Origin of the sequence: Cognatazoarcus halotolerans, from assembly GCF_009800965.1 — a bacterium.
GTDB lineage: Bacteria > Pseudomonadota > Gammaproteobacteria > Burkholderiales > Rhodocyclaceae > Cognatazoarcus > Cognatazoarcus halotolerans.
Genome location: NZ_WUAF01000001.1, coordinates 273031 through 292976, shown reverse-complemented (window position 1 = coordinate 292976; position 19946 = coordinate 273031). Strand labels below are relative to the sequence as shown.

21 protein-coding genes are annotated in these 19946 nt (G+C 66.6%); 13 read left to right on the top strand and 8 right to left on the bottom strand.

The features are described 5' to 3' along the window. Window positions 1–152 precede the first annotated feature (152 nt). A complete protein-coding gene (locus GQB03_RS01400) occupies window positions 153–1676 on the top strand; it encodes a mechanosensitive ion channel family protein (protein WP_159683157.1) in 1524 nt (507 codons plus the stop codon). Window positions 1677–1813: 137 nt separating this feature from the next. Next, the gene (locus tag GQB03_RS01395; RefSeq protein ID WP_159683154.1) at window positions 1814–2065 is read left to right on the top strand and encodes a hypothetical protein; all 252 of its coding nucleotides are present in this window, start codon (window positions 1814–1816) and stop codon (window positions 2063–2065) included. A 54-nt stretch (window positions 2066–2119) separates the two neighbouring features. Here the strand turns inward: GQB03_RS01395 and GQB03_RS01390 are convergent, their stop codons facing one another. Genes GQB03_RS01390 through GQB03_RS01355 form a run of 8 tightly spaced genes read right to left on the bottom strand, consistent with a single transcriptional unit; the run spans window position 2120 to window position 9344 of the window. Further along, window positions 2120–3049 (bottom strand): metal ABC transporter solute-binding protein, Zn/Mn family, encoded by a 930-nt coding sequence (locus GQB03_RS01390; RefSeq protein ID WP_235026894.1) that lies wholly within the window; start codon window positions 3047–3049, stop codon window positions 2120–2122. Window positions 3050–3051: 2 nt separating this feature from the next. Beyond that, window positions 3052–3924 (bottom strand): metal ABC transporter permease, encoded by an 873-nt coding sequence (locus GQB03_RS01385; RefSeq protein WP_159683151.1) that lies wholly within the window; start codon window positions 3922–3924, stop codon window positions 3052–3054. Beyond that, window positions 3921–4670 carry a metal ABC transporter ATP-binding protein gene (locus GQB03_RS01380; RefSeq protein WP_200832061.1) on the bottom strand — a complete coding sequence of 250 codons (750 nt, stop codon included), beginning with the start codon at window positions 4668–4670 and terminating at the stop codon, window positions 3921–3923. The genes GQB03_RS01385 and GQB03_RS01380 overlap by 4 nt, the downstream gene beginning before the upstream one ends. Next, a complete protein-coding gene (locus GQB03_RS01375; RefSeq protein WP_159683148.1) occupies window positions 4667–4822 on the bottom strand; it encodes a hypothetical protein in 156 nt (51 codons plus the stop codon). Before GQB03_RS01375 ends, GQB03_RS01380 begins: the two co-directional genes overlap by 4 nt. Before the next feature lie 40 nt (window positions 4823–4862). Next, a complete protein-coding gene (locus tag GQB03_RS01370) occupies window positions 4863–5297 on the bottom strand; it encodes a Fur family transcriptional regulator (RefSeq protein ID WP_159683146.1) in 435 nt (144 codons plus the stop codon). Window positions 5298–5339: 42 nt separating this feature from the next. After that, on the bottom strand, window positions 5340–5870 hold the full coding sequence (gene pgaD / locus GQB03_RS01365; protein WP_159683142.1) for a poly-beta-1,6-N-acetyl-D-glucosamine biosynthesis protein PgaD: 531 nt from the start codon (window positions 5868–5870) through the stop codon (window positions 5340–5342). Beyond that, entirely contained in the window at window positions 5825–7099 is a 1275-nt protein-coding gene (gene pgaC, locus GQB03_RS01360; RefSeq protein WP_159683139.1) for a poly-beta-1,6-N-acetyl-D-glucosamine synthase, read from the bottom strand. Before pgaC ends, pgaD begins: the two co-directional genes overlap by 46 nt. Window positions 7100–7109: 10 nt before the next feature. Then, window positions 7110–9344 carry a PgaA family protein gene (locus GQB03_RS01355; RefSeq protein ID WP_159683137.1) on the bottom strand — a complete coding sequence of 745 codons (2235 nt, stop codon included), beginning with the start codon at window positions 9342–9344 and terminating at the stop codon, window positions 7110–7112. A 222-nt stretch (window positions 9345–9566) separates the two neighbouring features. On the opposite strand from GQB03_RS01355, the gene GQB03_RS01350 reads away from it, so the two are divergent. From GQB03_RS01350 to GQB03_RS01300, 11 genes are all read left to right on the top strand, one after another. Then, on the top strand, window positions 9567–10457 hold the full coding sequence (locus tag GQB03_RS01350; protein ID WP_159683134.1) for a PEP-CTERM sorting domain-containing protein: 891 nt from the start codon (window positions 9567–9569) through the stop codon (window positions 10455–10457). An 85-nt stretch (window positions 10458–10542) separates the two neighbouring features. Further along, the gene (locus tag GQB03_RS01345) at window positions 10543–10863 is read left to right on the top strand and encodes a hypothetical protein (protein ID WP_159683131.1); all 321 of its coding nucleotides are present in this window, start codon (window positions 10543–10545) and stop codon (window positions 10861–10863) included. Between the two features lie 168 nt (window positions 10864–11031). Further along, window positions 11032–12396, top strand: coding sequence for a TonB-dependent receptor (locus GQB03_RS01340; RefSeq protein ID WP_159683128.1), 1365 nt, complete (start codon window positions 11032–11034; stop codon window positions 12394–12396). 12 nt (window positions 12397–12408) lie between these two features. After that, the gene (locus GQB03_RS01335; protein ID WP_159683125.1) at window positions 12409–13314 is read left to right on the top strand and encodes a metal ABC transporter substrate-binding protein; all 906 of its coding nucleotides are present in this window, start codon (window positions 12409–12411) and stop codon (window positions 13312–13314) included. Further along, entirely contained in the window at window positions 13311–14063 is a 753-nt protein-coding gene (locus GQB03_RS01330) for a metal ABC transporter permease (protein ID WP_159683123.1), read from the top strand. The genes GQB03_RS01335 and GQB03_RS01330 overlap by 4 nt, the downstream gene beginning before the upstream one ends. Before the next feature lie 45 nt (window positions 14064–14108). Further along, complete coding sequence (locus GQB03_RS01325) at window positions 14109–14642, top strand: DUF2796 domain-containing protein (RefSeq protein WP_159683120.1); 534 nt, start codon at window positions 14109–14111, stop codon at window positions 14640–14642. Then, window positions 14643–15368: an ABC transporter ATP-binding protein gene (locus GQB03_RS01320; RefSeq protein ID WP_159683117.1), complete on the top strand. Its 726-nt coding sequence runs from the start codon at window positions 14643–14645 to the stop codon at window positions 15366–15368. Further along, the gene (locus tag GQB03_RS01315; RefSeq protein ID WP_159683115.1) at window positions 15365–16624 is read left to right on the top strand and encodes an ABC transporter permease; all 1260 of its coding nucleotides are present in this window, start codon (window positions 15365–15367) and stop codon (window positions 16622–16624) included. Before GQB03_RS01320 ends, GQB03_RS01315 begins: the two co-directional genes overlap by 4 nt. Window positions 16625–16629: 5 nt before the next feature. After that, on the top strand, window positions 16630–17259 hold the full coding sequence (locus GQB03_RS01310; RefSeq protein ID WP_159683112.1) for a DUF3299 domain-containing protein: 630 nt from the start codon (window positions 16630–16632) through the stop codon (window positions 17257–17259). Between the two features lie 306 nt (window positions 17260–17565). Next, complete coding sequence (locus GQB03_RS01305; RefSeq protein ID WP_159683110.1) at window positions 17566–18390, top strand: OmpA family protein; 825 nt, start codon at window positions 17566–17568, stop codon at window positions 18388–18390. A gap of 217 nt (window positions 18391–18607) precedes the next feature. Then, complete coding sequence (locus GQB03_RS01300) at window positions 18608–19945, top strand: sigma-54 dependent transcriptional regulator (protein ID WP_159683107.1); 1338 nt, start codon at window positions 18608–18610, stop codon at window positions 19943–19945. Window position 19946 lies beyond the last annotated feature (1 nt).

Sequence of the window (19946 nt, the reverse complement as noted above, 5' to 3'; positions counted from 1 at the left end):
AGGGAGGCGCAAGTATATCGTCGGGGAATGCTCCGACGGAGCGCCGTTTCCGGCCGGATCCGAGCGCGACGCCGGGTTTCGCCGCGGAGGCGAGGCGCTTGCCCGGGTCCGTGGTAGGCTTGTTGTCACATTTCTGTAACGTTGTGACGGCGATGACGAGACTGCCTTTCCTCAGTGTGGAAGCGCCCTTTACGCTGGCGTTGATGGTCTTGTGTTTCCTGGTCATCGCGCGCCCCTTGTATGCGCGCCGCCGTTCGCAGCTCAACACCCTTGTCTTCTATGTGTGCTGCCTGCTCGGCGATCTCGCCGCCGGACTGATCGGCGACCTGGCGGTCGAGGGGCCGGCACGCTGGCTGCGGGAAGCCGCCGTGTTCGGTCAGGGGCTGGCGGTCATCCGCTTTCTTGGCCTCGCGTTCTTCGAGGTGCTGGTGCCGCGCTTCAAGATTGCAATTTCACGGATTCTTGCCGACATCCTGGTGATTGCCGTCTATGTATTGTGGGCCTTCGTGCGGCTCAATCTCGCGGGGGTGGAGTTCACCCACATCTTCGCCACCTCGGCGGTTCTTACCGCGGTGTTGGCGATTTCGATGCAGGACACGCTCGGCAACCTGCTCGGCGGCCTGGCGTTGCAGATGGACAATTCGCTCGAGATCGGCGACTGGATCGTGCTGGACGACATCTCGGGCAAGGTCATCGATATCCAGTGGCGTTACACGGCCTTGCTGACCCGTTCCGGCGAGAAGGTCGTGATGCCTAACAGCCATCTCATGAAGAATCGCTACATGGTCTTGTGCGATCGCGAGAGTTCGGCTGGCTGGCGGCGCTGGGTGTGGTTCAACGTCGATCTCGCGGTGCGTCCGGCGCGGGTCATCAAGGTCGTGACCGACGATATCGTCACGGCACGGATTCCCAATGTGCTGGACCGCCCGGCGCCCAACTGCGTGCTCATGGAATTCGGCGAAGGCTACGCACGATACGGCCTGCGCTATTGGCTCGACGATCCTTCCCTCGACGATCCGACCGACTCCGAGGTGCGTCAGCACGTACTCGCCGCGCTCCAGCGCAAGGGCATCCGCCTTGCCGTCAGCGATCACACCGTGCACCTGGTCAAGGAAGGGCAGAGCCATCGCAAGGAGGTGCGCAGCCGCGAGCTGACCCGGCGTCTTGAAGCGGTGACCGGTATCGAGATGTTCCAGTGCCTCAACGAGGACGAGCGCGTCGATCTTGCGCAACGCCTGGTGTATTCGCCCTTTGCCCGCGGCGACATCCTGACCCGTCAGGGGGCGGTGGCACACTGGCTGTACATCATCGTCTCGGGTGAGGTCGAAGCGTGGTGGCAGCCGCCCGAAGGGCCGCAGCGCCTGCTCGAGAAGCGCGGGCCGGGCAGCGTGTTCGGTGAGCCGGGGTTGATGACCGGCGCGCCCCGCCGTGCCACCGTCATCGCGATTACCGATGTCGAGGTCTACCGGCTCGACAAGGAGAGCTTCAGCCACATTCTCCACGCCCGGCCCGAGTTGGCGGAGATCATGTCTGCGGTGCTCGAGCGGCGTCTCGAGCGCGTGCGCGAGCTCGAAGCGGGTTACGAGAGCGACCGGGTGGGCCACGCATTCGATCGTCGGGAACAGGCGGAAACCGCGGCCCTGAGCCAGCGTATCCGCGATTTCTTCCGGATCTGAGCGGCCGCTTGCCCGGCGCCGGTCGCGATGCGGGACGGGACCGTCGTCGGCGCGGCGCGAGCATTGAAATGATTCCTTGCATCGACCGCCTTCCGATGGCCTAGGATGAGAGCTCCTTCAACGACAGGGTAAGCATCATGCGTCTAAAGCATTCGTTGATCGGCGTTTCCGCGCTGCTGGCCATCGTGTCTGCGCTGACCGCATTTTCGGGTACGTCGTCCGTCCGCGAGGCCCGCGCCGAGCCGAGCCTCGCTCCGCAGGAGTGCAGTTGCTCGGCAGGGATCAATCTGGCTCCGGCGGGCGCGCCTGTATCGATGATCCGCAATTGCCAGTGCGGCGCGCTGCAGTGCGTGGTCCACGTGCAATCCGGTCAGCTGCAGTGCCGATGAACGGATGACTTGACCGGCGTGTCGCCGATCGCCGGCGCCGGGCGGGCCGCGAGGTTACTGCGTGCCCGTCGGCGCGAGCGCGGCGGTCAGCGTCGCAAGATTGCGATCCATCATGCCGATGTAGGTGGATGCCGCGGGATCGCGTTTGGACAGGGCATCGGAATACAGGACGCCACCTACCTTCGCGCCGGTTTCGCGCCGGATGCGCTCGAGCAGGCGCGGATCGGTCACGTTTTCGAGGAAGACCGCCGGCACGCGCGTTTCACGGATCTGGCGAATCAGTGCGGCCACGCCCGCGGCGCTGGGGTCGGCTTCATTGCCGAGCCCCACCGGGGCGATGAAGTCGAGCCCGTAGGCGTGAGCGAAGTAACCGAAGGCGTCGTGAGAGGTCACGATGCGCCGCCGGTCCGCAGGCAGCTTCAGCACCGCCCCGCGGATGCGGGCATCCAGATCCCGCAGCGCAGCCTTGTAGGTGTCGGCCTTGCGGTCATAGTAGTCGCTGCCTGCCGGGTCGGCGGCGCTGAGTGCGGCGCGGATGTTGTCCACGTAGATGAGCACGTTGCGCGGGTCCTGCCAGGCGTGCGGATCATTGGCGCCATGGGCGTGGCCGGCATGATCGTCGTGCCCGTCATCGTGTGCGTCCTCACCGTGCAGTGCGGCAATGCCGGTGCTGGCAATCACCAGCTGTTGCACGCCGGCCGCACGAGCGAGTCGCTCCATCCAGTTGTCGAAACCGAGGCCGTTGGCAAAGACGAGGCGGGCGTCCTTGACGCGACGTGCGTCGGACGGGCGAGCCTGGAAGGCGTGTGCATCTTCGTCCGGGCCGACCAGCGTGGTGACCGAAACCCGTTCTCCACCGATCTGGTGCACCAGGTCGGCAAGAATGCTGAAACTGGCCGCCACCGGCATCGGCGGGGTAGCGGAGGCAAAGCTCGGGGCGAGCAGGCTGGCGAGGAGCGCGAGAACGCGCAGCAGATGTTTCACGATCAGTGTTCCAGGTGGGTACGACGGGGAAGCAGACGGCTGACCAGACCGTTCGGGGCGAACAGCAGGGCGGCGAAATAGAGGATGCCGAGCATCAGTACGATGGCCGGCCCGGCGGGCAGATCGAGGTAGAAGGACATCAGCAGGCCCGCCACCGCGCCACCGAAGGCTTGCGCCACGGCGCTCGCCAGCAGTCGTCCCAGGCTGCGGGTCCACAGCCGGGCCGCAGCGGCAGGCAGGATCATGATGCCCACCGCCATGAGGGTGCCGAGTGCATGGAAACCGGCCACGAGATTGAGCACCACGAGGATCAGGAAGCCGTAGTGGGTGACCGGCGAGAGCGGGCTCACGGCGCGAAGGAAACCGGGGTCGACGCACTCGAGCACCAGTGGGCGCAGCATCACGGCAAGGGCAAAGAGGGTGACCGTGGCAATGCCGGCGATCAGCAGCAGCGAGGGATCGTCGAGTGCCAGCACCGAACCGAAGAGCACGTGCAGCAGATCGAGGTTGCTGCCGCGCAGTGACACGATGAGTACCCCGGCGGCAAGCGACAGCAGATAGAAGGCAGCGAGGCTGGCGTCCTCCTTGAGCACCGACGAGCGTGCCACTACGCCGGCGGCAAGGGCCACCACCACCCCGGCGACGAGGCCACCGACGGTCATCGCGCCGAGTGACAGGCCGAAGGCGAGGTAGCCGAGCGCGGCACCGGGCAGGATGGCGTGGCTCATTGCGTCGCCCATCAGGCTCATGCGCCGCAGCAGCAGGAAGGCGCCCACCGGCGTCGCGCCGAGCGCCAGCGCGAGGCAGCCCGCCAGTGCGCGACGCATGAAGTCGAAGTCGAGAAAGGGGTCGAACAGCCAGCCGACGAGCGTCATGCGGTCTTCCTCGGCAATTCGTCCACATGGCAGACCGGCGCGTGCTGGTCGAATTCCTCTGCATGGCGGCGGGCGCGGGCCAGGTTTGCCCGGGTCAGCACCGTGCTCGTGTCACCGTAGGCGATCGGTTCTCGGGCGACCAGCAGGCAGGTGGTGAAATGGCGGCGTACCTGCTCGAGATCGTGCAGTACGGCAAGTACCGTGCGGCCTTCGCAGTGCCAGTCGAGGATGATGTGCATGAGGTCTTCGCTGGTGCGCTGATCCACTGCGGCGAAGGGCTCGTCGAGCATCATGACCTTGGCCTGCTGCAGCAGCAGACGGGCAAAGCGTACCCGCTGCAGTTGGCCACCCGAGAGCGCGCCGATCGGACGCCCGACGAATGCGCCGAGGCCGACCGTGTCGAGTGCCTCGCGGATACGCTCCCGGTCTTCTCCGGAGAGGCGGCCGAAGGCGCCGGTGCGGCGCCACAGGCCGGTTGCGACCAGATCGAAGACCGACAGCGGGAAATCCAGATCGAGGCCGTGCGCCTGCGGCAGGTAGGCGATGTCGGCAGCGGAGATGCCGCGCAGGGCGATGCTGCCACCCAGCGGACGCAGTTCCCCGGTGATGCCTTTCAGCAGGGTGGATTTCCCCGCGCCGTTGGGGCCGACGATGGCCATCAGCGAGCCGTCGGGGATGCTCAGGTCGAGGTGATGGACCGCGGGATGGCGATCATAACCGAGGGTAAGGTTCTCGAATCGGATCATGAGCCGGCAAGTACCCAGAAAACGGTGAGCCACAGCAAGGCGGCAAGACCTGAAACGGCCACGAGCCGCTGGCCGAGTCCGCTCGTCAGCAGGGTTGCTCGGGGCTCGGCATGATCGTGGTGCACCGGGGTGCCATGAGTGTGGGCTGTCATGGGGTGTGATGGTGGCGGGTGTGTCGAGCGGTGCCGGATTTCAGTCCGACTGCCGGCTGCAATGGGGGCAGGCGCCATGGACGATGAGCTCGGCTCGATTCATCCGGTAGCCGTCGGGCAGTGCGATGGCGAAGGCGGGGGTGAGCGCCTTGAGGCAGAACAGCTGGCCACAGGCGTCGCAATGGAAGTGGGCGTGCTCGTGGGCGGCGGCGGTTGCAACGCCGAAGCGCCACACGCGATCGTCGCCCGCCATGCGATGGGCAATGCCCTGTTCGACCAGCCAGTCCAGGTTGCGGTAGAGGGTGACGCGGTCGTGGGCGATGCCGTCCCGCGCCAGTGCGGCCGCTATCTCATCGTGGGCGAGCGGTTGGCCGCTCGCCAGCAGGATGTCGAGCACCGCAACCCGCGTGCGGGTGACCCGTCCACCGTGGGTGGAGATCAGACGACTCGCGTCGGTGTGTTTCTCGTCGGACATGCTGCATTTCGATGGCGGATTCGATAATGCAACAGTGTAGCGTTAACAGTCGGCCGCCGCCAATTCTCGTGTCGGCGCCGGATGCGTGCGGCTGCGCGCCTGCTCGACGTCGACCATCACCACCTGCCCGTGCGCATCGTGATGGACCACCGCGATGCGCGCGTCGCGCCAGCGCTCGATGTCCGCAGCCTGCACGCCGATCATCGTACCCAGCGCTTCGGCACTCACGGTCGGCCGCATGCGCCGACGTTCGACGCCGCGAAAGCGCCAGTGGTTGTACTTGGCCCACAGGACCAGGGCGAATCCCATCGAGAAGATCACCACCGCGTAGAGCACGAGCAGGCCGAGAAACCCCTGGTAGCCCTCCAGCACGATCATGTGGAAGTGAAAGCGCTCGAGACCCGCGAGCCAGCCGACGAGGGTGATCGCCGGCAGCCACAGATAGACCCATCCCACCCAGAACACCAGGGTGAGGGTCCGCGACACGAAGCGCTGCTGCCAGCTCTGCAGGTCGGGGCGTTCGATGATCAGTGGGGTTGCACGGGGTGCAGACCGCGATCCGGACTTTTCCATGTTGCGCGTTTTCTTCCTCTGATGATCACGGCGGGGAGCGCGACCAGGGTGGTGGATACGTTGATGAGCCAGTAGGCGAGCGGATACCAGATCATCCAGTAGTAGTAACGGGCGAGCCGTTTTTCGTAGCGATGGTCGAGAAACATGCTGACCCCGACCTGAAGCAGGCAGGTGGTGCCGATGACCAGCCCGCTCCAGCCTGGGAGTACCGAACGGATGCGCAGCTCCGGCGGTAATTCGAAGAGCAGTCCGAGGCCGAAGAGGAGGAACACCAGGCCCATCGAATAGGCCCAGGCGACACTGGCGAAGTATTCGAGGTACACCGGCCACAGCCGGCGGTTGGTCCATTGGGCGAGCACGCCCTTCTGCGCGAACAGCACCTGGGTGCCGCCCATCGCCCAGCGCAGGCGCTGGCGCCACAGGCCGCGCAGGGTCTCGGGCATGAGGATCCAGCACAGCGCCGAGGGTTCGAAGCGCACGTCCCAGTGGCGTACCTCGAGTTTCCAGCTGATGTCGATATCTTCGGTGAGTGCGTCGGGGCTCCAGTAGCCGACTTCGTGCAGCGCTGCGCGGCGGAAGCAGACCATTACCCCGGAGACGGTGAAGACCTTGCCGTAGGTGCGCTGGGCGCGCTTGATGAGGCCGATGATCGACGAGAACTCGCCCACCTGAACGCGCCCGAGCAGGGTGGAGCGGGTGCGGATGCGTGGATTGCCGGTCACCGCCGCGACGCGGGGGCTGTGCACCAGGTGGCGCATCATCCAGCGCAGGCAATGCGGGTCGACCCGCGAATCGCCGTCGATGCACAGGAAGAAGTCGTGGCGTGCCAGCAGCGCGGCGGTGTTGAGGCCTACCGCCTTGCCCTGGTTCTCGGCGAGGTGTACCGCGCGCACCCTGTCGTGGGCCTGCGCCAGGGCGTTGATGACCATCGGGGTCTCGTCGGTGCTGCCGTCGTTGATCAGCAGGATCTCGAATTCCGGGTAGTCGATGGCCAGTAGGGCGTCTACCGTTTCACCGATGCACGCGGCCTCGTTGTGACAGGGCACGAGGATGCTCACCGGTGGATAGTGGTCGAGCGGCGGCGGGCTGTCCGGGGCCGGATCGTGGCGTTCGTAGTGGGCCCAGTAGAACAGCCCGCCCGTCATCCACAGGTAGGCCATGAAGAGCGGGTAGTAGAACGAAAAGCCGAAGAGCCCGGCAGCGACGATTTCCAGCAGGTGCATGAGCATGTCCGGTTCCTCAGAAGCGCCAGTTCACGCCGGCGTACAGGAAGCTTCGGTGTTCCTGCTTGCCGTCGTAGGGGAACATCCGCAGGCCTGCGCCGTAATCCACCGCGAGGGCGGGGCCGAGCTGCCAGCGATGTCCGTAGCGGATCGCGTAGAACGGCTTCCAGCCGTATTCCGGATCGGGGTTGCCGGCAAAGCCGAAGGCGTGTTCGTCGTAGCGGCCCGCGGTGACGGAGACAACATGGGTGAGGCTGCGCGCGTAGCTGCGCCAGCCGCGGATCCGCGCGTCGAGCCCGAGGGACAGGGCGGTGTCGCGGCGTGGATTGAAGTAGGCGACGTCCACCCGTTCGCCGCGACTGGTGTAGGCGTCGGCCGCAAGATCGAGGCTGAAGCCGGGTTCGCTGATCAGCCGCTGGACCAGTCCGAGGCTGAACGCGGTACGGCGGTTGCCGTCGTTGAAGTCGTGTTGGACCACCCCGAAGCTGAGCGCCCGCGACTCGTTCCAGCGATACGAAAGCGCGGCGGAATAGCGGTCGGCGAGGGTCTGGAAAGTGGCACTGCGCCCCTTGAGCGGCAGATCGTCGGTGTTGTGCTCGAAGCCGGCACGCAAGGACCAGTTGTCGCCTGCCGACCAGCTCGTGCGCAATGCCAGCGTCTGATCGCGGCCGTTGTCCACTGCCTGACCGATCTCCGCCACCGTCTGCCAGTCGCGCACGACGTGTTCTGCGCCAAGACCGATCCGTTCGTGACGCGGCGAGCCGCCGTCGTAGTCCGAAGCGGTCCGCAGGTGATGGGCGAAGACGCGCCAGCGACTGTCGATCGGCGCCGAATAGAGGTAGGTGTGCCAGTCAAGGTCGCGGTTGCCGGTGACCGAGCCTGCGCCGCTGCCGACTTCGATGCGGCTGTCCAGCTCCGGCCGGGCAAGCACTGCCTGATCGCGCAGCAGACGTTGTACCCCCGGATGTTCCGGTGCCGCGTTGGCCAGCTCGCGGGCGAGCGCGTCGGCCGCGGCGCGGTCGCCGATCATCCGCAGCGCTTCGGTGAGTCCGATGCGGGCGTCGATGTCGTCCGGCCGGGCCGACAGGCGGCTGCGGTAGATTGCCTCGGCGCTGCGGGGGGCGCCGCGCGCGGCCAGGATGCCTGCTGCGGCAATCTGCGCGCCAGCGTCCTCGGGCGCCTGATCGAGCACCGCGTCGATGCGGGCCTGGGCGAGCGCGGGGCGTTCCGCGTAAAGGGCCGCTCGTGCGGCGAGAATGGCATTGTCGCGTCGCAGCCGCTCGGGGGCAGCGGCAGTGAGGGCGGCGAGCCGTTCGATCACCGCGTCGGCTGCGACATGGTGTTCCGCTTCGAGTTCGGCGTAGTAGAGGGCCTGCAGCCACTCGATGCGATCCGGATCGAGTGCCAGCGCGGCGCGGTAGCGCGCGGCGGCGGCCTGGGGTTCGCGCAGACTCATCAGGGCGTCACCGAGCTGTGCTTCGACATAGGCGGGAAGCGGCGCGGCGCGGGAAAGCTCGTCGCCGAGGGCAAGCGCTTCTGCGCTGCGACCACGCAGGGCAAGGGCCTCGATGCGATCAAGCCGCAGGCGACGCGCACGCACGCCGGCGCCGCGCTCGTCGGCCTCGGCAATGCGTTGCGCGTTGTTTGCCAGCGCCGCGTCGAGGGTGGCGTAGCGGTCCGCCGTCCAGCTCGCCGCCAGCGCCTGGCGCGCGGCGCGGATCTCCCGCGCCCCGGTTTCCGCGGGGTCTTCCTCGGGGGGGGCTTGTGTGCCCGGCTGCGGGGCTGCCGGTGCCGGTGCCGGTGCCGGTGCGGGTATGGTCGCGAGTTCAAGGCCGCGTCGGTAATCGGCCGAGTCCGGTCGACGCTTCAGCAGGATCCGGTACGCCCGGACGGCAAGTGGCCTGTCACCGCCGAGCCGCGCCGATCGGGCAAGGGCGGCGAGCACGTATTCGGGCAGGCGCGCCACGTCGAGACCCTTTGCCGCGGCCAGTGCCTGTTGATGCTGCTCCGCCCAGCTCAGCACCGCCACGAGGTCGAAGCGATAGCGCGCGATCCGCGGCTGCGTGCGGACCAGTCGCTCGAGTGTCGGCACCGCAGTGGCGAAATCGCCTGCACGCGCCGCGCGGACCGCGGTCGCATGCATCTGGGCGGGCGTCGGGTCGGCGGCGATCGCCGGCCCGGCCAGCAGGGTGAGGGCCAGTGCGATGCTGCCGGATATCTTGGTGAGCTTGAAGTGCATTGCTGCCGTCATGGTGGTTTTCGGCGCTTCCGATGCGCGCCTCGTGGCCATGATTGCGGATCGGTCGGCCGTTTCTTGAGCATGACTTCCGCTTCGACAAGCACTATTTCACGGTGCGTGTCCGAGTCGGCGATGCTGCAGTTGCGACGCCGGCCCGGAGTGTGACTTTTGTTGTTCAGGGATCGGGGCCGGACGTCCGAGAATCCGGCCATTCGACAATTTCAGGAATGAGTCATGCCTCGCCCCGACCGGAAAACCCGGATTCTTGCGGCACTCGCAACGGCGGGATTGCTGTACTGCGGCAGTGCTTCGGCCGCGCCGCTGCTCGATCCCTATGCAGCCCGACCGGAAGGTGTCGGAGGCGGTCTCAACACCGAGTGGGTGCAGGTGGCCGATGATTGGCACTTCAGCAACTACGTCTACCAGGGCGAGCGCATCGGCGATACCGGCTGGGGGAGCGGTTTCTGGGGCGTGGGGGATATTCCCGCGGCCTTCGCGCTGGCCGACGGCGATCCGAATCTGGTCGCCCGTGCCGGTGGTGTGAGCGCGCAGCTCAGCTATGCCAACGACCTCTACAACAGCACCTGGGGAATCGCCTCCGGCTGGGACAAGGACCATGTTCGCGAGGTCGCGCCCGTGGTGGCCACGAGTGGCCAGCAGACCAACTACGCGGCGCGCTTCAGCGGTTACCTCTATATCGCCGAGGCGGGTCTGTACGACTTCGGGATCTTCGTCGACGATGCTTTTTCGTTCTCGCTGATCGGTGCGGGCGGGAGTGCGTTGAGCGTCGGCCGGGATACCTTCATCGGTGCCAGCGGACGCGATTTCTACACCTTGTCCGGCGCGAACGGCGGCGGTGTGGCGCTCGACGTCGGCTACTATGCGCTCCAGCTCGACTACTTCAATCGCCTCGAGGCGGGCGTCCTCGACCTGGGCTGGTGGCTGCCGGGCGATGCCCGGTGGCAATCGATCGACGGTGCCCAGCTGTACGCTGCGCTGCCACCCGTCACGCTCGAGCAGGGCGGTGCCGTACCCGAACCCTCCTCGGTGCTGCTGCTCCTGCTCGGGGCGGGACTTCTGGCCTGGCATCGCGGCCGAGCCCGGAAAATGACCGCGGGAACCTGAATACCGTCGGCCGCGCTGCGGCCGTTCTGCTTGCATCATCTAATGCAACCATGTAGCGTTTGGCGCTCACTGCCGAACGCTACCGATGTCCTTCCTGCGCCGCTACCTGTTCTTCGCCCTGCTCTGCCTGCTGTTTCCGGTTGCGCAGGGCATCGGCTATGCGCATGCGCTGACCCACCTGGGCGGCGAACCGAGGCATTCCCTCGACATGCACCAGGACGGCGGCCATGCGGCCGATGCGCTGTGCAAGTTGTGCCTCGGGATGGCCGGCGGTGCCGCCGCCGCGGTCGGCCGCCAGCAGGCGCATGCCCCTGGTGGCAGTGTCGTGCAGCGGACCCCGATGGCGCCTGCGCCGACGTGGCGCCCGCTTCAGCCATACGCGGCGCGGGCGCCGCCCGCATCCTGAGTCGACGCGCCGTTTAGCGGCGCATTCCCCCGAAGGTCCGCCACACCCCCGTCCGTCGGAGGTGCGGCGCTTCCTTGCTTGCTCGCCCGGCCAAGTGTCGCGACGGCACTTCCGGTCGGGTGCGTTAATCGACATCAGGACAAAGAAATGCAAACTGGATTGCGGCGCATGCTTGCGCCCATGCTACTGATCGCCCAGCCCGCACTGGCGGGCGACGCTTCCGTCGCCGAGCTGCGCGACGAATTGAGACTCCTGCGCGAGAACTACGCCTCGCGGATCGCCGAACTGGAGCGTCAGATCGCCGGCGTCGAGGCCCGTGCGGCCGCCGTGACGCCACCCGCGACCGCACAGCGGACGGCGCCCGCTCGCGGCAATGCCTTCAACCCCGAGATCTCCCTGACATTGCAGGGTGCCTACCGCAGCATGAAGAATCTCGCCGAGCGCGAGATCAGTGGTTTCGCCGCGGCACACGGGCATGATCACGAGGAGGGGGGCGAGCAGCGCGGCTTTACGCTCGACCACACCGAACTCATGCTGGCCGCCAACGTGGACGATCGTTTCCGCGGTGTCGCCAACCTGGCGCTCATCGACGACGCGGTGGAGGTTGAGGAGGCATGGTTCCAGACCCTGGGCCTCGGTCACGGTCTCACCGTCAAGGGCGGGCGCTTCCTGTCGGCGATCGGCTACGCCAACGTTCAGCATCCCCATGCCTGGGATTTCGCCGATTCGTCGCTGATGTATCGGGCCCTGTTCGGCGAGCACGGCAGTTACGGCCAGGACGGTGTGCAGCTCTCCTGGGTGGCACCCACCGAGTTGTTCATCGAGCTCGGTGGCGAGATCGGCCGTGGCGCCGGCTTCCCGGGTACCGACCGGAACGGCAACGGCATCGGCGCGACGACGGTATTCGCCCATGCCGGCGGGGACGTCGGGGCTGCCAGCAGTTGGCGCGCGGGCCTGTCGTGGCTCGGTACGCGAGCAGCAGCCCGAGAGTCGCACTACGAGGACAGCCTCGCCGGTGAGGAAGTGGTTGGTGCCTTCAGCGGCCGCAGCCGCACCTGGATCGCGGATGCGGTATGGAAATGGGCACCGGACGGCAATCCGGCGGCGCGCAACCTGACCCTGCAGGCAGAGTATTTCATGCGTCGCGAGAGCGGCGATCTCGCCTGCTACGAGGATCCGGACGAGGCAAGCGGGGCGACCGCCTGCGCCAGCCAGGTCGACAGCCGTTACCGCAGCCGGCAGAGCGGCTGGTATGCCCAGGCGGTGTATCAATTCATGCCCGGCTGGCGCATCGGCGCCCGCTACGACAGGCTCGACTCCGGATCGGTCGATCTCGGTACCAACGCGTCCAACATCGAGCAGGCCGATTACCGGCCGACCCGCAGCACGCTGATGGTCGATTGGAGTCCGAGCGAGTTCTCGCGCATCCGCTTGCAGGCCGCGCGCGACAGATCGATGCAGGGGGTGACCGATAACCAGCTGTGGCTGCAGTACGTCATGAGTCTCGGTGCGCATGGCGCCCATGCCTTCTGACCGGAGCACGCGATGAATCGAATATTCCGTGTTTTCCTGGGCTGTGCCGCCCTGTTGGCTGCATTGCCGGCTACGGCGGCACTGCAGGTGCTCGCCTGTGAGCCCGAGTGGGGGGCCTTGGTACGGGCGCTGGGCGGTGCGGACGTGGGCGTGCGCGAGGCGACCACGGCGCGTCAGGACGTGCATCGCGTACAGGCCCGGCCGAGCCTGATCGCCGCGGCCCGGCGGGCCGATCTGCTGGTCTGCAGCGGTGCCGAGCTGGAGATCGGATGGTTGCCGGTGCTGCTGCGCCAGGCGGGCAATCCGCGCATCCTGCCGGGCGCGCCGGGTTACTTCGAGGCCGCGGCGGTGGTGAACATGCTGGAAGTACCGACGCGGGTCGATCGCGCCGACGGCGATGTGCATCCGGACGGCAATCCCCACATCCAGACCGATCCGCACAACATCCTGAAGGTGGCCGACGCCCTGGCGGTGAGGCTGGCGGAAATCGATCCACCAAACGCCACCGGCTATGCCGCGCGCCACGCCGATTTCGCGCGGCGCTGGCGGGTGGCGATGACTGGCTGGGAGACCCGGGCGAGGCCGCTTGCCGGCATGGGTGTGGTGGTGCAGCACAAGGCGTTTGCGTATCTGCTGCACTGGCCGGGGCTGCGGGAAATCGGTGCGATCGAGCCCAAACCGGGCATCGAGCCTTCGAGCGCGTCACTCGCCGCCCTGCTTGCCGGTCTCGCTACCGATCCACCCCGGGCAATCCTGCGCGCCGCCTATGACGATGGCCGCGGCAGCGAGTGGCTGGCCGGGAAGCTCGGCATCCCGGTCGTGGTATTGCCGTTCACGGTGGGCGGGTCGGAGCGGGCGACGGACCTCTTCGGTTTGTTCGACGATACGGTCGACCGTCTGCTTGCGGTGGCGCGATGAGCATCGACGTGGGCCTGCAGCTCGAGATCGTCTGGCCGGCACTGATCGCGGGCGCCCTCGTGCTCGCCAGCCACGTGCCGCTGGGCATGCAGGTGCTCGCCCGCGGCATCGTGTTCATCGACCTCGCCGTGGCGCAGGTGGCGGGGGTGGGCGTGATCGCGGCCGAACTGGCCGGGCTGCACGCGCAAGGCTGGCCCGGTCAGGCGGCGGCGCTGGCGGCGGCACTGGCTGGCGCCGCGCTGCTCACCTGGAGCGAGCGGCGCAGGCCGCAGGAGCAGGAGGCCCTCATCGGCGTGCTTTTCGTTCTCGCCTCCAGCCTCGGCATGCTGCTCCTGGCCCATCATCCCCACGGCGGTGAACACCTGCAGGATCTGCTTGCCGGGCAGATCCTCTGGGTGGGGCCAACGGCGCTTTGGGCGATGGCGCTGGTGAGCATGCTGGTACTGATCCTGTGGTGGCGCCTGCCGCAGCTGCGCGAGGGCTTCGGCTTCTATGCCCTGTTTGCGCTCGCGGTGACCGCATCCGTTCAGCTGGTGGGCGTCTTCCTGGTATTCGCCAGCCTGATCGTGCCCGCGCTGGCCACCGCGGGCATGCAGCGGCGACGGCTCGCCGCTGCCTGGGGCATCGGCCTCGCCGGCTACGTCGTGGGGCTATTCGGCTCCTCGGTGTTCGATCTGCCCGCCGGCCCCGCAGTGGTCTGGGCGATGGCCGCCTGCGCGCTCGCGAAAGCGACCGTGGGCCGCCGCTGACCGACGATCGTTCATGACAAAAAAGTTTTAGTGGAGAACCCAGATATGAATATGACCAACGCTCTGCTGCTGTTTGCAGCCTGCACAAGCTTGGCGCCGACCGCGATGGCGGCCACTGGCCATGCCCATGAGCACGGGGTGGCGAGCCTCAACGTTGCTCGCAGCGGCGGCTCGCTCCTGATCGAGCTTGACGGCCCCCTGGATAATTTCGTCGGATTCGAGCATGCGCCACGCAATGCCGAACAGAAACGGAGGCTTGCCGATGCGCTTGCGATCCTGCGCGAGCCTGCCCGCGTGGTGAACCTGCCGGCTGCTGCCGCGTGCCGGCTTGTCGATGCGGCGGTCGCCGAGCCTTTCGCGGAGAAACCGGGGGCTGCTCACGATGCCGGGGACGAAAACCATGCCGACCTCGAGGCAAACTGGCATTTTGAGTGTGCGAATGCCGCTGCGCTGGACGGCTTCGAGGTGACGCTGTTCAAACACTTCCCGCGGCTTGGCAAGCTGCGTGTCCAGGTGGCAGGCGACGGCGGCCAATCCGCGCAGACCTTGCGGCCCGCATCGGCTCAGGTCGGGTTCTAGATGGAACGGGTTGCCACCACGCCGGGCCGCGCGCTCGAACTTCGCGGGCTGCGCTTCGCCTGGCCTGGTCAGGCCCCCTGCATCGACATTCCCGGCTTCCCGGTCGCCGCGGGCGAGCGATGTTTCCTCCACGGCCCCAGCGGCAGCGGCAAGACCACCCTGCTTTCGATCGTTGGCGGGGTGTTGTCGCCCCGCGAAGGTCGCGTGTGCGTACTCGGCGAGGACCTTGCGCAGCTGAGCGCCCGCGCGCGCGACCGTTTCCGCGCCGACCACATCGGCTTCGTGTTCCAGCTCTTCAATCTGATTCCCTATCTCTCGATGCAGGACAACATTCTGCTGGCGTGCCGGTTTTCCGCTGCGCGGCGAAAGCGGATCGCCGCCGCGGGGAGCACGCCGCTTGCCGAGGCGAGACGCCTGGCGGCGAGGCTGGATCTGCCCGCAAACCTGCTCGCACGCCCGGCCATGACGCTCTCGGTGGGGCAGCAGCAGCGTGTGGCGGCTGCGCGCGCGCTGATCGGCCGGCCGGGACTGATCATTGCCGACGAGCCGACCTCGGCGCTCGATGCCGATCGCCAGACGCGTTTTCTCGACCTGCTTCTGAGTGAGTGCGACGCGGCGGGCGCTACGCTGCTGTTCGTGAGTCATGATCGGCGCCTGAGCGCGCATTTCGACCGGGTGGTGGATCTCTCCGCGCTCAATCAGGCGGCGAAGGAGGTGGCGTCATGATCCGTCTTCTTCCCCTGGCACTGGCGAGCCTGTGGAACCGGCGTCTCACCGCCGGGCTAACGGTGATCGTGGTCGCGCTCTCGGTCTCGCTGCTGCTGGGCGTCGAACGACTGCGCAACGATGCCCGCGAAAGCTTCGCCAGCACCGTATCGCGCACCGATCTGATCGTCGGCGCGCGCAGTGGCCCGGTGCAACTGCTGCTCTACAGCGTGTTTCACATTGGCGATGCGACCAACGAAGTGTCCTGGCCCGCGGTACAACGCATCGCCGCACGGCAAGAGGTGGCATGGGTGGTTCCCCTCTCGCTGGGCGATTCCCATCGCGGCTTCCGCGTGGTCGGGACCACTCCGGATTTCTTCCGGCACTACCGCTACGGCGACGGTCGTCGGATCGGTTTCGCGGCGGGCCGCCCGTTCGCGGACGTCTTCGAGGCGGTCGTCGGGGCCGAGGTGGCGGCGCGGCTGGGCTATCGGGAGGGTGCGCGGATCACGCTCGCGCACGGCAGCGGCGAACATGTCGCCGAGCATGGTGACAAGCCCTTTTCCGTGGTCGGTGTGCTGGCGCCAACCGGCACTCCGGTGGACCGCAGCGTTCTCGTGAGCCTCGAGAGCATCGAGGCCATTCATCTGGACTGGCAGGGCGGGGCGCCGATCCCCGGGCTGAAGATCGCTCCCGAAATGGTGAGGAAATTCGATCTCGCGCCCAAGCGGGTGACCGCGGCGCTGGTGGGGCTTGAAAACCGTGCGATGGTTTTTCGCCTCCAGCGGGCGATCAACGAGGACACCCGCGAGCCGCTGCTGGCGATCCTTCCCGGTGTTACCCTCGATCAGCTGTGGGATGTGGTCGGCATTGGCGCGCGGGTCTTGCTGGCCGTGTCGGCGCTGGTGGTGGCGGTCGGGCTGGCAGGCCTTGTCGCGGTGATGGTGGCAAGCCTCGGCGAGCGCCGCCGCGAACTTGCCATCCTGCGCGCGCTTGGCGCCGGGCCGCGCGATGTGTTTTTTCTGGTGGCGGCGGAGAGTGTGCTGCTCACCCTGGCCGGATGCGTGCTCGGTGTGGCGCTGGTGCAGGTGCTGGTGTTCTCGATGGCCGCGTGGCTGCAGGCGAACTACGGGCTGGCGGTGTCGCCGGGCTGGCCGGTGGGGCGGGAGTGGATGTTGCTGGGGGCGGTGATGCTGGCCGGCCTGCTGGCAAGCCTGGTACCAGCGCTGCGAGCCTATCGGCAGTCGCTGGCGGACGGGATGATGGTGAGGATGTGAGCGATATGAATATCAAGGGATTCGCCGCTGCGGCGCTGTGTGCCGCCGCGCTGGTGGCTTGTGGTGCGGAGGTGCCGCAGGCCAGCGCGGCGGGGAGCGGGTACAAGGTCGGCGATCGACTCGCCAGGCCGGCCGTGCCCGCGCCGCCCGCCAGCGACGACTACCGCGAGATCTCCTGGGACGACCTGATGCCCGCGGACTGGGATCCGATGGCCCTGCTCGACAAGCTCGACAAGCTCGACATGAACAGCATGGAGGACGCCGACCCGCGTGCCATGGAGGCCCTGGCTGCGATCCGCAAGGCCTGGGACGAGGCCCCGGTGGTGCCCGCCCTGATGAGTCAGCGCATCCGTATCCCGGGTTTCCTGGTGCGCCTCGAGGGGGACCAGGAGGGCATTACCGAATTCCTGTTGGTGCCGTATTTTGGCGCCTGCGTGCATGTGCCACCGCCACCCTCCAACCAGGTGATCCATGTCGTTGCCGCCAAGCCGGTGCCGGCCGATCAGAACATGCAGGCGGTGTGGGTTTCCGGCGTGATGAGCGTGGCGGCCGCGGCCACCGACATGGGCAACGCGGGCTACCGCATCGAGGCGCAGAAGGTGGCGCCCTACGCGGAGGAGTTACCGGCGCGCTGAAGGGCGATACGGCGCGGCCAGCGACGGTTGGGCATCAAACCGGCACAAGGTGCCTCCTCGATTGTCTGCGATGACGACCGGCGGTCAAGGTGCGGACCGACCGCCTCTGGCTGTCGATGGTGTGGTGTTTCATCGATTGACCGGTCGCGCTGACGACAGGTATCCACGATTCGACGCACGACGCTTGCCGATTACGCCAAATGCAACTATTTCATGCCGAATCCCACGTCGGGGATTGCCGCGGCTGGTCGGTGCTGCTAATTTCTATACAAGTCAAGTAGCTTTCACCGGACTAGGAACGTCGCCATGAAGTCAGCCGCTCTGTCCTTGCTGGTACTCTCATTGACAGCGTGCATGAGTGGACCGCCGGAACGCAGTCAGGTCTCGCTGCAAGAAGCACGATCTTATGGTCCGCTGTTCGACCCGGTTTCGGGGCTCAGCTATCAATTGGCGGTTCCGTGCCCGCTGTGCGGCCGGCAGGTGTCCGCGCCGCAACTTGCCGCGACCGCACCTCCAAGCGCAGTCGCTTCGATCGATCCGGCCGCCACCGTCGTGGCCCTGCTTGAAGCGTCGGTGCCGGCCGCAGCCGTTGCCTCCGCCGAACTGGAGCTGCCACCGAAGCTTGCCGACCCGATTTCCAAGGTCGCGGTGTCGCCGTCCGAGGAAGGGCGTTCGACACCTGTGGCGCTCAAGCTTGACGTGGAGCTTGCCTCGATAGCACGCATGGTTCCCTTTGCGCTCGGCAAGAGCACGCTAGGGCCGATGGGACGCAGGGCGGTTGCCGAACTGGTGCCGATTGCCAACATGTCCCATGCGGTGGTCGTTCGCGGTCGCGTTGACAGTACCGGCAGTGACGAGCTCAATGCCCGCCTCGCCAAGGCCCGGGCTGATACCGTGGCCAGCGCTTTTGCCGACGCCGGGATCGGACAGGAAAAGATCAGCACCAGCTATTGCCTCAATTGCTTCATCGCTGGCAACGAAAGTGCGGCTGGGCGCCAGCTGAACCGTCGTGTCGACGTGGACCTGCGCTTGCCGAAGGCACAATTGGCTTTGGTGCCGCCCGCCGTCTATGCGGGCGACCTTCCACCGTTGATTCTTGCCAGAACGCTCGAAATTCCAAGCAGACGCTGAGCGCCGAAGTTGCTTCGAGGTGACGCTCCCGCGCCTGCGGGCCGCGTACGGAAGGTCGTGAGCGGCAGGGCCGGAGGAAGCCGTCGCGTGGGCGTGTATCACCCGTAGCCGTGACGTGAGTCACGCGAGAGCCCCGGATTGAATGGGTTCCCGGCGTATTGTTGGCTATACATAAGACATAAAAGGGTTTTTAGAGAAGAATTGAGGAGGAGGCCGAATGTCCAGACGCGACGTCGTTCTGGTCGACCCGTCGGGAGAGCTTGCGGGCCGGCTGGAGGGCGGTGGCTTCGATGGCTGGCTCTTTCATCGGGTGGATTCGGCCCTTGCTACCCACGAGGTGCTGGAAACGCATCGATGCTTGGTCGGAATCGTTGTCTTCGACAACCCTGAGGGTTCCTTGGCTACCGAGCTGGCAAAGCTGATTGACAGCAGCGCCTGTGAGTGGGTGGCCCTCGTTGCACAGGGCCTACTCGAGCACCCCCGGATCGCGCCACAAGTACTCGAGCATTTCCACGACTTCCACACCCTGCCGCTCGACCCTGCACGCCTCAGGATGACGCTTGGTCATGCCCATGGCAAGGCCCAGATGCGCCAGCAACTGCTCGATGCGGCGCCCGGAGAGTCGGCAACCTTCGGCATGACCGGCACCAGCGCCGCCATGCAGACACTGTATCGCCAGCTTGCCAAGATCGTCAGGGCCGACGTGCCGGTACTGTTGCGGGGCGAGTCGGGCGTTGGCAAGGAACTTGTGGCGCGGGCCATTCATCGCTACTCGAAGCGTGCCGCCGGGCCGTTTCTGGCGATGAATTGTGCGGCCGTCCCGGCAACCCTGATCCAGTCTGAGCTGTTTGGACACGAAAAAGGCGCGTTCACCGGTGCTCACCAGCGACGAATCGGCAATATCGAAGCCTCGAGCTCGGGGGTGCTTTTCCTAGACGAGATCGGGGATCTTTCAACCAATCTGCAGGCCAACTTGTTGCGCTTCCTGCAGGAGATGACGATAGTGCGCGTCGGGGCGAGCACTCATGTTCCCGTCGATACCAGGGTTGTTGCAGCAACCCATGTGGATCTGGAAGCAGCCGTGGCGGCGGGGCACTTCAGGGCGGATCTCTTCTATCGCCTCAATGTAGTGAATATTCGCGTACCCGCCCTTCGCGAGCGGATCGAGGATGTGCGCGCTCTGGCGCGGAGCGCCTTCCGTGCAAACCTGCAGAAAAAAGGCAGGCAGCTTCGCGACTTCGGCGAAGAGGCCTTGCTGGCAATGGAGGCCTACCAATGGCCCGGCAATGTCCGCGAGCTCATCAACAGGGTGCGCCGGGCAATGATCATGGCCGAGGGCGAACTGATTACACCGCAGGACTTGGGATTGCAAGGTGGCAGCGTCAGCCCGGTGATCGACACGCTCGAGACCGAGCGTTCTCGGTTCGACCGCGAGATCATCCTGCGCAGCTTGCATATGAGCGGCTCGAACGTGTCCGAGGCCGCGCGCCGCCTCGGCGTTTCAAGAGGAACCCTTTATCGTCTGATGGCACGCCTCGACATCCATGCCTCGTAGG